The 13,602-nt window shown below is 73.8% G+C and carries 12 protein-coding genes; 4 read left to right on the forward strand and 8 right to left on the reverse strand.

Annotated features, from left to right (window positions below; translation table 11 throughout):
• The first annotated feature begins 58 nt into the window (after positions 1 to 58).
• Entirely contained in the window at positions 59 to 1,438 is a 1,380-nt protein-coding gene (locus tag ACZ4M5_RS01010) for an 8-oxoguanine deaminase (protein ID WP_467731709.1), read from the forward strand.
• Between the two features lie 219 nt (positions 1,439 to 1,657).
• On the forward strand, positions 1,658 to 3,046 hold the full coding sequence (locus ACZ4M5_RS01015) for a nucleobase:cation symporter-2 family protein (RefSeq protein ID WP_467731711.1): 1,389 nt from the start codon (positions 1,658 to 1,660) through the stop codon (positions 3,044 to 3,046).
• Between the two features lie 87 nt (positions 3,047 to 3,133).
• On the opposite strand, the gene ACZ4M5_RS01020 is transcribed toward ACZ4M5_RS01015, so the two are convergent.
• The 3 genes from ACZ4M5_RS01020 to ACZ4M5_RS01030 form a co-directional block, all read right to left on the reverse strand.
• Positions 3,134 to 3,556, reverse strand: coding sequence for an acyl-CoA thioesterase (locus ACZ4M5_RS01020; protein WP_467731713.1), 423 nt, complete (start codon positions 3,554 to 3,556; stop codon positions 3,134 to 3,136).
• A gap of 59 nt (positions 3,557 to 3,615) precedes the next feature.
• On the reverse strand, positions 3,616 to 4,245 hold the full coding sequence (locus ACZ4M5_RS01025) for a hypothetical protein (protein ID WP_467731715.1): 630 nt from the start codon (positions 4,243 to 4,245) through the stop codon (positions 3,616 to 3,618).
• A gap of 125 nt (positions 4,246 to 4,370) precedes the next feature.
• Entirely contained in the window at positions 4,371 to 5,579 is a 1,209-nt protein-coding gene (locus ACZ4M5_RS01030) for a pyridoxal phosphate-dependent aminotransferase (RefSeq protein ID WP_467731717.1), read from the reverse strand.
• 87 nt (positions 5,580 to 5,666) lie between these two features.
• On the opposite strand from ACZ4M5_RS01030, the gene ACZ4M5_RS01035 reads away from it, so the two are divergent.
• On the forward strand, positions 5,667 to 6,293 hold the full coding sequence (locus tag ACZ4M5_RS01035) for a winged helix-turn-helix transcriptional regulator (RefSeq protein ID WP_467731718.1): 627 nt from the start codon (positions 5,667 to 5,669) through the stop codon (positions 6,291 to 6,293).
• Positions 6,294 to 6,357: 64 nt separating this feature from the next.
• On the opposite strand, the gene ACZ4M5_RS01040 is transcribed toward ACZ4M5_RS01035, so the two are convergent.
• The 3 genes from ACZ4M5_RS01040 to ACZ4M5_RS01050 are packed head-to-tail and all read right to left on the reverse strand — an operon-like array spanning position 6,358 to position 9,952.
• Positions 6,358 to 7,149: a hypothetical protein gene (locus ACZ4M5_RS01040; RefSeq protein WP_467731720.1), complete on the reverse strand. Its 792-nt coding sequence runs from the start codon at positions 7,147 to 7,149 to the stop codon at positions 6,358 to 6,360.
• On the reverse strand, positions 7,149 to 8,414 hold the full coding sequence (locus ACZ4M5_RS01045; protein ID WP_467731722.1) for a VWA domain-containing protein: 1,266 nt from the start codon (positions 8,412 to 8,414) through the stop codon (positions 7,149 to 7,151). Before ACZ4M5_RS01045 ends, ACZ4M5_RS01040 begins: the two co-directional genes overlap by 1 nt.
• Positions 8,415 to 8,458: 44 nt before the next feature.
• Positions 8,459 to 9,952, reverse strand: a complete 1,494-nt coding sequence (locus tag ACZ4M5_RS01050) for an IucA/IucC family protein (RefSeq protein ID WP_467731724.1) — start codon at positions 9,950 to 9,952, stop codon at positions 8,459 to 8,461.
• 100 nt (positions 9,953 to 10,052) lie between these two features.
• Here ACZ4M5_RS01050 and ACZ4M5_RS01055 point away from each other — a divergent pair, with 100 nt between their 5' ends.
• On the forward strand, positions 10,053 to 11,588 hold the full coding sequence (locus ACZ4M5_RS01055) for an IucA/IucC family protein (protein WP_467731726.1): 1,536 nt from the start codon (positions 10,053 to 10,055) through the stop codon (positions 11,586 to 11,588).
• Between the two features lie 28 nt (positions 11,589 to 11,616).
• On the opposite strand, the gene ACZ4M5_RS01060 is transcribed toward ACZ4M5_RS01055, so the two are convergent.
• The gene (locus ACZ4M5_RS01060; RefSeq protein ID WP_467731728.1) at positions 11,617 to 12,033 is read right to left on the reverse strand and encodes a universal stress protein; all 417 of its coding nucleotides are present in this window, start codon (positions 12,031 to 12,033) and stop codon (positions 11,617 to 11,619) included.
• Between the two features lie 2 nt (positions 12,034 to 12,035).
• Entirely contained in the window at positions 12,036 to 13,535 is a 1,500-nt protein-coding gene (locus tag ACZ4M5_RS01065; protein WP_467731730.1) for an APC family permease, read from the reverse strand.
• Between the last annotated feature and the right edge of the window lie 67 nt (positions 13,536 to 13,602).

The following is a 13,602-nucleotide window of genomic DNA, read 5'->3' on the forward strand; positions in this document are numbered from 1 at the left end:
TCCCGGGGTCCTGCCGTGCCCTCTCCGACTCAGCACACACCGTGAAAAGGGACGAACCATGGCAGCAGACCGGCGCATCGTCATCGAGAACTGTGCGATCGCGACCGTCGACGGACACGACACCGAGCACGCCCGCGGGCACGTCGTCATCGCCGGCAACCGCATCGAATCCCTCGGCGCGGGCCCCGCCCCCGAGGGCCTCCACAACGTGGCCCGCCGCATCGACGCCTCCGGCCACCTCGTGACCCCCGGCCTGATCAACACCCACCACCACTTCTACCAGTGGATCACCCGCGGTCTGGCCACCGACCACAACCTCTTCGACTGGCTCGTCGCGCTCTACCCCACCTGGGCGCGCATCGACGAGCCGATGGTCCGCGCGGCCGCCCAGGGCTCGCTGGCGATGATGGCCCGCGGCGGCGTCACCACCGCCATGGACCACCACTACGTCTTCCCGCGCGGCTCCGGCGACCTGTCCGGCGCGATCATCGGCGCGGCCCGGGACATGGGCGTCCGCTTCACCCTCGCCCGCGGCTCCATGGACCGCAGCGAGAAGGACGGCGGCCTGCCCCCGGACTTCGCCGTGGAGAGCCTCGACGACGCCCTGGCCGCCACCGAGGAGACCGTGCGCCGGCACCACGACTCCTCCTTCGACGCCATGACCCAGGTCGCCGTCGCACCCTGCTCGCCCTTCTCCGTCTCCACCGAGCTGCTGCGCGACGGCGCGCAGCTGGCCCGCCGCCTCGGCGTCCGGCTGCACACCCACGGCTCGGAGACCGTGGAGGAGGAGAAGTTCTGCCACGAGCTGTTCGGCATGGGACCCACCGACTACTTCGAGTCCATCGGCTGGCTCGGCGAGGACGTGTGGATGGCGCACTGCGTCCACATGAACGACTCCGACATCGCCGCCTTCGCCCGCACCCGGACCGGCGTCGCGCACTGCCCGTCCTCCAACGCCCGCCTGGCGGCCGGCATCGCCCGGGTCCCCGACATGCTCGCCGCCGGCGTGCCCGTCGGCCTGGGCGTGGACGGCACCGCCTCCAACGAGTCCGGCGAACTCCACACCGAGCTGCGCAACGCCCTCCTCATCAACCGCCTCGGCGGTCACAAGGAGGCCGCGCTCAACGCCCGCCAGGCCCTGCGTCTGGGCACCTACGGCGGCGCCCAGGTGCTCGGCCGGGCGGCGGAGACCGGTTCCCTGGAACCCGGCAAGCTCGCCGACCTGGTGCTGTGGAAGATGGACACGCTCGCCCACGCCTCCATCGCCGACCCGGTGACCGCGCTGGTCTTCGGCGCGGCCGCCCCGGTCACCGCCTCCTTCGTGGACGGCCGGCAGATCGTCGAGGACGGCCGTCTGCTGACCGTGGACGAGGACGCCGTCGCCCGCGCCACGCGGGACGAGGCCCGGCGCCTGGCGCAGATCGCCGCCGAGGCCTGACCACCCGGATACTCCGGCCGGGAGGGACGGCTCCCGGCCGGTGGCCGCGGACCCGAGCGGGGTCCGCGGCGGCTGTCTCCGAGGGGCGTGCGCCCATGCGCGCGCCCCCGGGGACGGTCACCACCGTCCGCCGGTCCCGCACGACCACCCGCACCACCTCCATGACACCCACGGCAGCCGTTCCGGTGCAGCCGTGTAACCGACCGGAGGGACGCCGCTGTGGCCGACCACCCCGTTGACGAGAAACTCCCCGCGCTCAAGATGGCGACGACCGGCCTGCAGCACGTGGCCGCCATGTACGCCGGAGTCGTCGCCCCACCCCTGATCGTCGGCGCGGCCATCGGCCTCTCCGCCACTGACCTGACCTTCCTCACCGGCGCCTGCCTGTTCACCGCGGGCCTCGCCACCTTCCTGCAGACCCTCGGCATCTGGAAGATCGGCGCGCGGCTGCCGTTCGTCAACGGCGTCACGTTCGCCGGTGTCGCCCCGATGACCGCGATCGTCGCCTCCACCGAGGACAAGTCCGACGCCCTGCCCGTCATCTTCGGCGCGGTCATCGTCGCCGGACTTCTCGGATTCCTCGCCGCCCCCGTCTTCTGCAAGGCGGTCCGCTTCTTCCCACCGGTCGTCACCGGCTCCGTGATCACCCTGATCGGCATATCGCTGCTGCCCGTCGCCTTCGGCTGGGCGCAGGGACCGAACCCGGCCGCCGACGGCTACGGTTCGGCGACCAACCTCGGCCTCGCCGGCGCGACCCTGCTGATCGTGCTGCTGCTGCGCCGGTTCACCCGGGGCTTCGTCAAGCAGATCGCCGTACTGCTCGGCCTGGTCGTCGGCACGCTCCTCGCGATCCCCTTCGGCGTCACCGACTTCGGTCCCGTCGCGCAGGCGGACGTCGTCGGCTTCCCGACCCCCTTCCACTTCGGCACACCGCAGTTCCAGCTCGCCGCCATCCTGTCGATGTGCGTGGTGATGGTGGTGTCGATGACCGAGTCGACCGCCGACATGCTGGCCCTCGGCGAGATCGTCGAACGCCCGGCCGACGAGAAGACCATCGCGGCCGGCCTGCGCGCCGACACCCTGGGCTCCGCGATCAGCCCCCTGTTCAACGGCTTCATGTGCAGCGCCTTCGCGCAGAACATCGGCCTGGTCGCCATGACGCGCATCCGCAGCCGGTTCGTCGTCGCCGCCGGTGGCGGGTTCCTGGTGCTGATGGGCCTGTGTCCGATGGCGGCCTCACTGATAGCCGTCGTACCGCGCCCGGTGCTCGGCGGGGCGGGCGTCGTCCTGTTCGGCTCGGTCGCCGCCAGCGGCATCCAGACGCTCGTGCGGGCCGGACTGGACAAGGACAACAACGTCCTGATCGTGGCCGTCTCCCTGGCCGTCGGCATCATCCCGATCACGGCGCCGGAGTTCTACCACGCCTTCCCGGAGACGGCCCGCATCGTCCTGGACTCGGGCATCTCGACGGGCTGTGTGGCGGCCGTGCTGCTCAACCTGGTCTTCAACCACCTGGGCGGGGGCGGGCGCGACGCGCACGACGTGACCCACCCGATGGAGACGGGCAAGGAGCTTACGGGCGTACCCACCGCCCGGTCGGCGTCCTGAGAGCGCCCCGCGGCTCCCTGCGCGGGCTCGTCCTGTGCGCCCTGCCCCGGTCGGCGCGAGGCCGGCCGGGGCAGGGCCCACGGGCGCCTAGAGCCCGAACAGGCCCGGGTCCGACGCCAGCTTGCGGAACACCGCGGCGGGATCGGCGACCAGCTTGCGCCGCTCGAGGTCGAGGATCCCGCCCACCGCCGAGATCTCGGCGGCGACCGTGCCGTCGGCCTTCACGACGGCCTGCTCGATCCGGAACGTCTTGCCACCGCCCCACTCGAAGGCACAGGTCACCTCGACCTCGTCACCCGCGAGCAGCTCCCGCCGGTAGCGGATGGTCGTCTCCAGGGCGACCGGGCCCACGCCGGTGCCGACGAGGGCGGACTGCGTGATCCCGGCGGCCTGCAGGAGCGCCCAGCGGGCGTGCTCGGCGTAGTTGAGGTACACCGCCTGGTTGAGGTGCCCCTGCACATCGGTCTCGTACCCGCGGACGGTGACAGGGACGGAAAACGGCTCGCTCACGGCTTCCCCTTCGCAACTCTCGTGCACTGCGCAACGATCCACCGATCCTGACATGCCCCTCACGCCCGGCGGGGCGAGGCCAGGAGGTAGCGGGCGCCGGTGCGCGGTTCGCGGTGCTCGCTCACCTGCCAGCCCGCCCCCTCCAGGGTGGCCGCGCAGGCCCGGAGGGCGCCGGGGTCCGGTTCGTGGACGGCGACGGCCTCGGGCTGCGGGGTGTCCCGCACCCGGTACCCCCCGTCCTCCCGGCCGGCGGGGCGGTGCCCGGCCGCCTCCAGGGCCAGGGCCGCGGCCTGCACCCGATGCGTGCGCTCCCAGCCGCAGGGCCGGTCCACCGACCCGTCCGAGTTGGTCATCCGCCGCAGCTCCACCAGGCCCTGCCAGGCGCTGTGCACCTCGCGGCGCCGCGCGGGCCCGGACGGCGGGGGGTCGGGCTCGCCGCCGGTACGGGCCGCGAACACCCCGGACGGGGAGGGGGCCGCGCCGCCCGTCTCGGGTGCCGGTGTGATGCCCTGGCGCACCCGGTGCCCCTCCGGCGTGAGGAAGTGGTCGTGCGGCGGCCTCGGATGCCGGAAGGCAAGCCCCCGCCCCACCAGCGCCGCGAGCTGCGCAGGGGTGCCCCTCAGCCGTCCCGTGACCGGGTCGGCGGCGTCGATGACACGCCGCTGCGCGGCGGTCGGCGGTCGGGTCACGGCGTGCTCCTCTCCGGCATCGGCGGGCCCCGGGGCACTCGCCCCACCTGCTCGAAGGCTACGGCCCGCCGCTGACAGTCGCCCGCCACCGACAGCCGCCCCGCCACCGACAGCCGCCCGGGCGCCTACTGCCGGTACCCGGCGAGGAACCTCCCGATCCGGCCGATCGCCGCCTCCAGGTCGTCGGCGTACGGCAGGGTCAGGATCCGGAAGTGGTCGGGCGTGGGCCAGTTGAAGCCGGTGCCCTGCACCACCTGGATCTTCTCCCGCAGCAGCAGGTCCAGCACGAACTTCTCGTCGTCGTGGATCGGATACACCTCAGGGTCGAGCCGGGGGAAGGCGTACAGCGCGCCCTTCGGCTTCACGCAGCTCACGCCCGGGATCTCGTTGAGCTTGCGCCAGGCGACGTCCCGCTGCTCGCGCAGCCGTCCGCCCGGCGCGGTCAGCTCGCCGATGGACTGGCGGCCGCCGAGCGCGGCCTGGATGGCGTACTGCGCGGGCGCGTTGGCGCACAGCCGCATGGACGCCAGCATGGTCAGGCCCTCCAGGTAGTCCCTGGCGTGCTGCCGGGGACCGCTGACCACCAGCCAGCCGGAGCGGAAGCCCGCCACGCGGTAGGTCTTGGACAGGCCGCAGAAGGTGAGCACCACCAGGTCGGGGGCGAGCGCGGCGGCCGAGTGGTGCACGGCGTCGTCGTAGAGGATCTGGTCGTAGATCTCGTCGGCGAAGACCATCAGGCCGTGCCGCCGGGCGAGGTCGAGGATGCCCTCGACGATCTCCTTGGGGTAGACCGCGCCGGTGGGGTTGTTCGGGTTGATGATCACGACCGCCCTCGTACGGTCGGTGATCTTCGAGGCCATGTCGTCGAGGTCGGGGTACCACTCGGCCTGCTCGTCGCACAGGTAGTGGACCGCCCTGCCGCCCGCGAGGGTCGTCACGGCCGTCCAGAGGGGGAAGTCCGGGGCGGGGATCAGGATTTCGTCGCCGTCCTCGATCAGTGCCTGGACGGCCATCGACACCAGCTCGGACACGCCGTTGCCGAGGAAGACGTCGTCGACGCCGACCTCCAGGCCGAGCGTCTGGTACCGCTGGGCGACCGCGCGGCGGGCGGAGAGGACACCGCGCGAGTCGGTGTAGCCGTGCGCGCGCGGCAGCATCCGGATCATGTCCTGGACGATCTCCTCCGGTGCCTCGAAGCCGAACAGGGCCGGGTTGCCGGTGTTCAGCCGGAGCACGCTGTGCCCGGCCTCCTCGAGCGCGTCAGCATGCTCGATCACCGGGCCGCGGATCTCGTAGCAGACCTCGCTCAGCTTGCTCGACTGGCGGAACTCCATGTGCTGCTTCCCCTCTGGCGACCGGTGTTGCTTGGTTTTACCAAGTAGTCGCTTGGAAAGTCCAACAACTTGTCTAGACTGCCCCGCATGCCACCTCGCCGACGCTACGACCAGTACTGCTCCGTCGCCCGCGCCCTCGACCTGGTCGGTGACCGCTGGACCCTCCTGATCGTCCGGGAGCTCCTCGCCGGTCCCCGCCGCTACACCGACCTGCACGCGGATCTGCCCGGGGTCAGCACGGACGTACTCGCCTCACGGCTGCGGGACATGGAGCGCGACGGGCTGGCGACCCGGCGCCGGCTGCCCCCGCCCGGTGCCGTCTCCGTCTACGAAGTGACGCCCCGGGGACGGGAGTTGCTGCCGGTGCTCCAGGCGCTCGGCGCCTGGGGTGAGGCGGCGCTGGGGGAGCGCGGGCCCACGGACGCGGTGCGCGCGCACTGGTTCGCCCTGCCTCTGCTGCGCCTGCTGGACGGTGAGGGCCTCGTCGAAGTCCACCTGGAGGAGGGCCTGTTCCACCTCTACGCGGGGGCTGGGGAGGGGCCGGTCCACGGTGACGGGCCCGCCCCCGTGGAGCCGGACGCCCGGCTGGTGCTGGACACCGCCACCTGTGCGGGGCTCGCCAGGGGGGAACTGACCCTGGCCGACGCCGTCCGGGCGGGCCGCGTCGAGGTGGGCGGCGAGGGTGCGCTCGCCGAGGCGCTCCGGGACCTCTGAGGCGCTGGGAACGGCAGAAGGCCCGCACAGGGCGGGCCTTCTGATCACACGTCGGGTTGCGGTGTCACGCGCCCGGCGGGACCCGGGAGGGCCGTCCCGTGCCGCGGGTCAGCGCGTACCCGCCGACACCGGCCAGCGCGGCCAGGACGCCGCCCAGCGCCGTCCACACCCACCGGTCCGACCACCAGCCGGAGCTCCAGCCGTCGTCGGGTTCGAGTCCGGCCAGCACCGCCGCGTCCTCGCGTTCCGCCTCCGGCGCGGTCGCGATCCCCGGCACCAGCGGCTCGGACAGCGAGCCGTCCACCGCCGCGGCGCCGCCGGCGTCGGCGGAGTCCACCCGGACCTCGGCGCCCACCGGCAGACCGAGGTCGCCGGTGCCGACGGAGACGGCGGTCAGGCGGAGGTAGTACGTGCCCGGCAGGGGATCGGCGGCCCAGGGCTCGGACCAGGCACGGACCGTGCGCAGCGCGCAGGCCAGCTCCACCGAGGCGGCGTCCGCCGAGGCCGTGCGCGTCTGCGCCCCGTACCGGCAGGCCTGGCGGCGGCGCAGCCCGTCGTAGACGTCGATCTGCCAGGTCTGGGCGGCGTGGGTCTCGGGGAGCTCCACCGTCGCCCGGACCGTCGGGCGCTGCCCGGTGTCGGCCGGGAACGACCAGTACAGGTAGTCACCCGTGGAGCCGCCCGCCGTGGCCCGCCGGCCCTGCTCGATCTCCGTCGCGGTGCGGAACGAGGTACCGGCCCGCGAGGGCGCGCCGGAGCCGTCCGGCGACGGGCTCGGGGAGGAGTCGGCCGCGGCCGGGGCGGCCGCGAGGCCCGCGGTCAGCAGCGCGGCGATCGTCGCACGCAGAACTCGCATCAGTTGGTCCTCCAGACCGCGACCCGCCAGCGTGACAGCCAGCCCCAGACGAGACCGGCGAGGAAGCCGGCGAGGACCAGGACGCCGAGCAGCCACCAGCCGCGGCCCAGACCGAAGGCGGCCACGTCGCCCGCCGGGTCCGGGGCGTCCACGACGTCCACGGTCAGCTCCAGCGGCAGGCCGGGCGTGGTCTTCACACCGGAGGCCGCCGAGAAGGAGTGCGAGACCGCCAGGCAGACCGCCTCGGCGGGGGCGTCCTCCTCGTCGCTCCCGGCCTTCGGGTAGCGCAGCCCCGTCGAGACGACGTCGGTGCGGCCGTTGCCCGCCGCCTCGCCGCGCACGATCTCACGGCCCTTGGCGGTGATCGCGCGCAGCAGGACGCCGTAGGCCGGGTTCACGGCCCGGTCGGCCGCCACGCTCACCGAGGCGCGCAGCTCCTGACCCGGCCGCACGTCCACCCGGTACCAGCGCTGCTGCCCGAACTCCTCACGGTCGCTGTACAGCCCGGACTTCAGCGCCGGCGCCTGCGCACAGGCGGCGGCACCCTCCGCCGGCACCGGCGTCACCACGGGATCGGCCGCCCGGTCGACCAACTCGTTGACTTTGTCGGTGAGTTCGTCCTGGTGCTCCACCGAGGTGTAGGTGCCGCCGGTGGCCTCCGCGATGCAGCTGAGCTGCCGGCTCAGCTTGGCGGTCGGCACCAGGCCCAGGGTGTCGATGGTCAGGCCGATGCCCTTCGCGGCGATCTCCCGGGCCACCTCGCACGGGTCGAGCGGGGCGCAGGTGTCCTCGCCGTCGCTGATCAGCACGATGCGCTTGGAGCCGTCGCCGCCGTCCAGGTCGTCGGCCGCCTTCAGCAGGGCCGGGCCGATGGGCGTCCAGCCGGTCGGGGTGAGCGTCGCGACGGCCGTCTTCGCCTCGGTGCGGTCCAGCGGGCCCACCGGGTAGAGCTGCGCGGTGTCCTTGCAGCCGGTCCGGCGGTCGTCGCCCGGGTAGTCGGCGCCGAGGGTGCGGATGCCGAGCTCCACCTCCTCGGGCGTCGCGTCGAGCACCTCGTTGAAGGCTTGCTTCGCGGCGGCCATCCGCGACCGGCCGTCGATGTCCCGCGCCCGCATCGAGCCGCTCACGTCGAGGACGAGATCGACCTTGGGGGCGTCCTGGCCCGTGGGTTCGCCGGCGGCCGCCCCGGCCGGGAAGGCGAGCCCGGCCGTGAGCGCGGCGAGCAGGGCGCACACGCCCGCCGCCAGCCGTTTACTTGTGATCATCGGCGGATCCTATTGATCACCCGGGGCGGGCTCCAAAACGGGCCTCAGAGCAAGGGGTTGGGCAGCTCCGCCCACTGGTCCCCGAGGGTCCGGGGCGAGAGCCGCATCAGCGTCAGCGCCTTCGCGGGCAGGGGATCGGTGCGCAGCGCGGCCAGGTCCGCCGTGCGCGGGAGATCGCGCACCGCCGTCTCCAGCGCCGCGGCCAGCGCCCCGCCCGAACCGGCCGTGCCGGCGAGCGCGCCCGCCACGAGCGAGCCGAACAGCTTGCGGCGCAGCGCGCGGTCGTCGTCGGTGACCATGCGCGCGGGCAGGTCGGGCACCTCGATGCCGTGCCGGGTCAGGCGGGCCGGGCTGACGCGGATGTCGGCCAGGTCGCGGTAGACCAGCCGCAGCGGTTCGCCCGAGGGGGAGAGCACCACGAGCAGGTTCTGGCCGTGCGCCTCCAGGGCCACCCCCAGCTCCAGCAGCCGCAGGCCTACGGTGAGGGCGAGACGCGCGAACCCGGCCAGCCAGGCGGGGGAGCGGGGCAGGTCGGTGGTGGCGAGGGCGGCCACCGGCAGGACGCGCTCACCGGGCGCCGCGTAGGACTGCGGCGACTCGCGCAGGACGGCCGCGAAGTCGGGCGAACCGGCCGCCGCGGCGCCCAGGGTGCGCGTGACGTGCAGCAGGCCCCCCGTGCGCGCCGCGGGCGTCGCGGCGAAGTCCGACAGCAGCGCGGAGGCGGCCACCGAGGGCAGGGAGATGTCCCGCACGGAGGACGTCAGCCGGGCACTGAGCGAGGTCTTCACATGCGGTCCGCCGGGCAGGGCCAGCGTCCGCAGGGCCATCAGCGGATGCCCGGGCCGCCGCCGGTCACAGGTCCGCTTCAGCACGTGCGCCGCCTGCCAGGGATGCACCGGCAGCACCAGGTGCTCCCCGTCCCGCAGCTCCCGCGGCCACACGCCCGACACCAGGCACTCGTGCGCCCGCACCGGCACCATCCCCAGCTCCACCACCGGCCGGTGCTCGGGCCCGTACGCGAGCTGCTCGGCCACCGAGAAACCGGGCCGCGACCGGCACGCCGGATGGAACGGATGCCCGTCGACGATGCGCTGCTCCCACTCCCAGTCGTGCTCCGGCCACTCCTCCGTGCCTCCGGGCTGCCCGGCCCGGGACAGGGCCATCGAGGCGACACTGTGGGCGAGTTCGGCGGCGAAGGAGGCGGAGTGCGGCACGCCGAGCGCCGTCATCAACCGCGCCGGATCGTCGTGGTCCGTCCCGTCGAGCCGGACGGCCGTGACGGCGGCGCCGGTCGCATACGGGTCCGGGCGGGGCCCGTGCAGCCGGCGACCGTCCGCCAGGTGCAGGGTCAGCCCGTCCCCGCCGGCCTCCCGGCGGACGGCCCAGGGCAGCGGATCATGGGCCAGACCGCGCCACAGGCGGGACAGCACGGCCGCCCGGGCGCCGGGCAGTTCGGCCTCGTACCGCGGCAGCAGGCGGGGGCGCACGACGGCCAGCTCCTCGGCCACCTCGGTCTCGGCGCAGGGGGGACGGTGCACGGGCGGGCTCCTCGGGTACGGATAGGGCGTCACAGCGGGACGGCGACGACCGGCATACTGATCATCTCCGCCCGGAACGCCGGAAGGACCACAGGGACGAGTGGAACGCGTGGACCTCATGCCCCCGCCCGCCGACGACGACTCGGCCCACGGCGACGACCCGGCCACCGCACGTCTCGCCGACGCCTACGCCGCCGTACCGCTGCTGAACTGCCTGCTGCGCGAAATGGCCCGCCCGGTGCCCGGCGACGGCGACCACCGGGTGTACCACCTGCCCGGCGGGGACCGTCTGCTGCGCGTGCGCGGAACGCGCCGGCCCGCCCGCCCCGAGGTGCGCACGGCCGGCGGCTGGCACCGCCTGGACCACGCGGAGCTGGTGGAACTCGTCGCCGACGAACTGCGCCGCCGCACCGGCCTGTCCAACCACGAACTGCCCGCCGAGATGCGCGACAGCCGCGACGCCGTCGCCGCGCTGCTGGCCGCCCGGGCCCGGACCGCCCCGCCCGCTGACCCCTACCGGCGCTCCGAGCAGTCGCTCCTGACCGGCCACACCCACCACCCCGCCCCCAAGGCCCGCGGGGGCGGCCCCGCCGCCGGCTGGCTGCCCTACGCGCCCGAGGCGTACGCCGCCTTCCCGACGACCTTGCTGGGTCTGCGCGAGGACCTCGTCGTCGAGGAGGGCGACACCTCGGCGCTCGACGCGCTGGGCACGGCCCCGCCCGGCTACCGGCTGCTGCCGGCCCACCCCTGGCAACTCGATCTGGCCGGACCGGAACTCGCCGCCGCCTTCGCGGACGGCCGGCTCGTCCGCCTGGGCACGGCCGCCGAGGACAGCTGGCCCACGGCCGCGATCCGCACGCTGTACTCGCCCGGGCACGACGTGTTCCTCAAGTTCAGCCTGGACGTGCGGATCACCAACGACATCCGCCGGTTGTGGCGGCACGACCTGCTCGCCCTGCGCCGGACCGACCGCGCCGTGTGCGCCGCGTTCGAGACGTTCGACGGCCCTCCGGCCTGGCTCGGCGACCGCGGGTACCGCACGGCCGGCTTCGCCTTCGAGGCCCTGGCCGTCCTCGTCCGCGACGGGTTCGGGGACCGGCTCCGGCCCGGCGCGACCCCGCTGCTCGCCGCCGGCCTCGTCGAGGGTTTCGAGGGGAGCCCCCTGGACTGCACCGCCGACCCCGGGGGCTGGTGGACGGCGTACCTGTCGTGCGTGGTCCCGCCGGTCCTGTGGGCGTTCGCCGGGCACGGGGTCGTCCTGGAGGCCCACCTGCAGAACACGCTGGTCGCCGTGGACGCGGCCGGCGTCCCGGTGCAGGCGCTGTACCGGGACGCCGAGGGCGTGAAACTGGTGCCGGACGTCTCGCGCGAGGCGGGCTGGGAGCGGCTGGTGTACTGCCTGGTCGTCAACCACCTCACCGAGATCGCCGCGGCCCTGGCCGAACGGCACGCCGGGTTCGACCCCTGGCCGGCCGTCCGCCGCGAACTGGCCCGCCACGACCTGCCCGAGATCGCCGCCCTGCTCGCCTCGCCCACCCTCCCCGCCAAGACCAACCTGCTGCTGCGCTGGACGGGGGCGGACGGCGCCGACGCGCGCTACCTGCCGCTGCCCAACCCGATCGCGGAAGGTGCGTGACGCAGCCGCGGAACGGCCCCCGCCCGTCTCAGGACTCGGCCGGCACGCACAGCACCGGGACGGTGGACAGGTGCAGCAGCTTGTGCGGGGTCGAGCCGAGGAGCGCGCCGCGCACCGGGCTCTCCCCCCAGGTGCCCACCACGATGACCCGGGCGCCCTGCCGGGCCGCGGTGTCGAGCAGCGCCTGGGCGGGCCGCTCGTCGACCAGTTCCACCTCCGTGCGCACCCCGGCCTCCTCGGCCACCCGGACCGCGCGGCCGAGCGCGGTGTTCCCGGCCTCCCGGACGGCGTCGTGGTGGGCGCCGTACTCCTCGCCGGTGACACCGGGGGCCGCGGCCCCGTAGACGATGACCAGCCGCTCGTCGTACGCGGTCGCCACCTCGATCGCGACCTGCAGCGCGCGCCGCGCGCCCGGGGACTCGTCGTAGCCGAGGACCACCGACATGTTCAGGACTCCTTGCCGTCGAGGAGGGCGGGGTCGACCACGCCGGGCTGCTCCGACCAGAAGGCGGGGGCCCGCAACCGCCACACGACCATGAGAATCACGCCGGTCAGCGCGATGCCGATGCCGATGACGAGGGGCGGGCCCAGCCCGAACCACGAGACTCCGCTGTAGGAGTTGGCCGGATCGGCCATGTCCGTCACCGACTCCACCAGGAGCCAGGCCAGCAGCCCCGCGCCGATCAGCGGACCGAGCCCGATCAGCAGGAAGTCGCGGACGCTGCGGGTCAGCTGGCGGCGGTAGTACACCGCGCAGGCCACGCCGGTGAGGGCGTAGTAGAAGGCGATCAGCAGGGACAGGGCGGTGAGGGAGTCGAAGAGGGCGTTCTCGCTGAGGTGGTACAGCACGAGGTACCAGGCGATGGCGATGCCGGCGACCCACCAGGTGCTCACGTCGGGCGTGCGGAACCGCGGGTGGATGCGGCCGAAGTGCGCGGGCAGCGCGTGGCGCCGGGCCATGGACAGGCCCGTGCGCGACGCGGGGATGATCGTCGTCTGGGTGGAGGCGAGCGCGGAGGTGGACACCGCCAGCAGCACCACCCAGTCCCAGCCGCCCATCGCCTCCCCGGCGAGCAGCGCGAAGACGAACTCCTCCTCGCCGGCGTTCTCCGCGAGGTAGGCGGTGCCGGCGTAGCCCACGACGGCGAAGGCGACCGCGACATAGGTCACCAGCAGCAGCACCGTCGACCACACGGCCGCCTTGCCCGGCGCGGTCGCCGAGTCCTCGACCTCCTCGGTGAGGTTGACCGCCGACTCCCAGCCCCAGTAGATGAACACCCCCAGCAGCAGGGCGGCGGTGAGGGACGCTCCGCCCGCGCCGAACGGGTCCAGCCAGGAGAACTCGGGTTCGATCGCGTCGAGGGTGCCGGTGCCGGCGTACACGCGGTAGAGCGCCACGACGGCGAAGGCGAGCAGGCAGGCGACCTGCGCCAGGATCAGCACGTTCTGCACCTTGGCCGACACCTCGGTGCCGATCACGCACAGGGCCGTCATCACCACGATCAGCAGCACCGTGAGGACCTGGCGGACGACGTCGTTGTCCGCCCAGCCGTCCAGACCGACCGCGAGCAGGAAGAAGGTCACGGCGACGTCCGCCAGCGAGCCGACGACCAGGACGCCGGTCATGGTGATGGCCCAGCCGCCGAGCCAGCCCGCCCACGGGCCCATGGCCCGGGTGACCCACGAGAAGGTCGTGCCGCAGTCCTGGTCCACCTTGTTGAGGTAGTAGAAGGCCGAGGCGATCAGCAGCATGGGCACGAACGAGGCGAGCATGACCCCGGGGGCGTAGAGACCCACCAGGGCCACGATCGGCCCGATGACCGCCGCCACCGAGTACGCCGGTGAGGTGGCGTTGAGCCCGATGACCAGCGCGTCGAGGAACCCGATCGCGTCGGGCTTCAGGCTCGCGGACGGCGGCGGGCCGGCGTCCGTGATGTCCTTGGCCATGCTCCCTCACTCCCGTTGTGCGTGGATCCATACAACAGGGATATGCGGGGCATTCCAGGCATTGTGT

Source organism: Streptomyces sp. NPDC026246, assembly GCF_055567995.1.

Excerpts from the sequence above, each read along its gene's own strand:
- ACZ4M5_RS01010 (WP_467731709.1), top strand. The coding sequence starts at position 59 with ATGGCAGCAGACCGGCGCATCGTCATCGAGAACTGTGCGATCGCGACC.
- ACZ4M5_RS01030 (WP_467731717.1), bottom strand. The coding sequence starts at position 5,579 with ATGGAGTTCCGCCAGTCGAGCAAGCTGAGCGAGGTCTGCTACGAGATC.
- ACZ4M5_RS01035 (WP_467731718.1), top strand. The coding sequence starts at position 5,667 with ATGCCACCTCGCCGACGCTACGACCAGTACTGCTCCGTCGCCCGCGCC.
- ACZ4M5_RS01040 (WP_467731720.1), bottom strand. The coding sequence starts at position 7,149 with ATGCGAGTTCTGCGTGCGACGATCGCCGCGCTGCTGACCGCGGGCCTC.
- ACZ4M5_RS01045 (WP_467731722.1), bottom strand. The coding sequence starts at position 8,414 with ATGATCACAAGTAAACGGCTGGCGGCGGGCGTGTGCGCCCTGCTCGCC.
- ACZ4M5_RS01060 (WP_467731728.1), bottom strand. The coding sequence starts at position 12,033 with ATGTCGGTGGTCCTCGGCTACGACGAGTCCCCGGGCGCGCGGCGCGCG.
- ACZ4M5_RS01065 (WP_467731730.1), bottom strand. The coding sequence starts at position 13,535 with ATGGCCAAGGACATCACGGACGCCGGCCCGCCGCCGTCCGCGAGCCTG.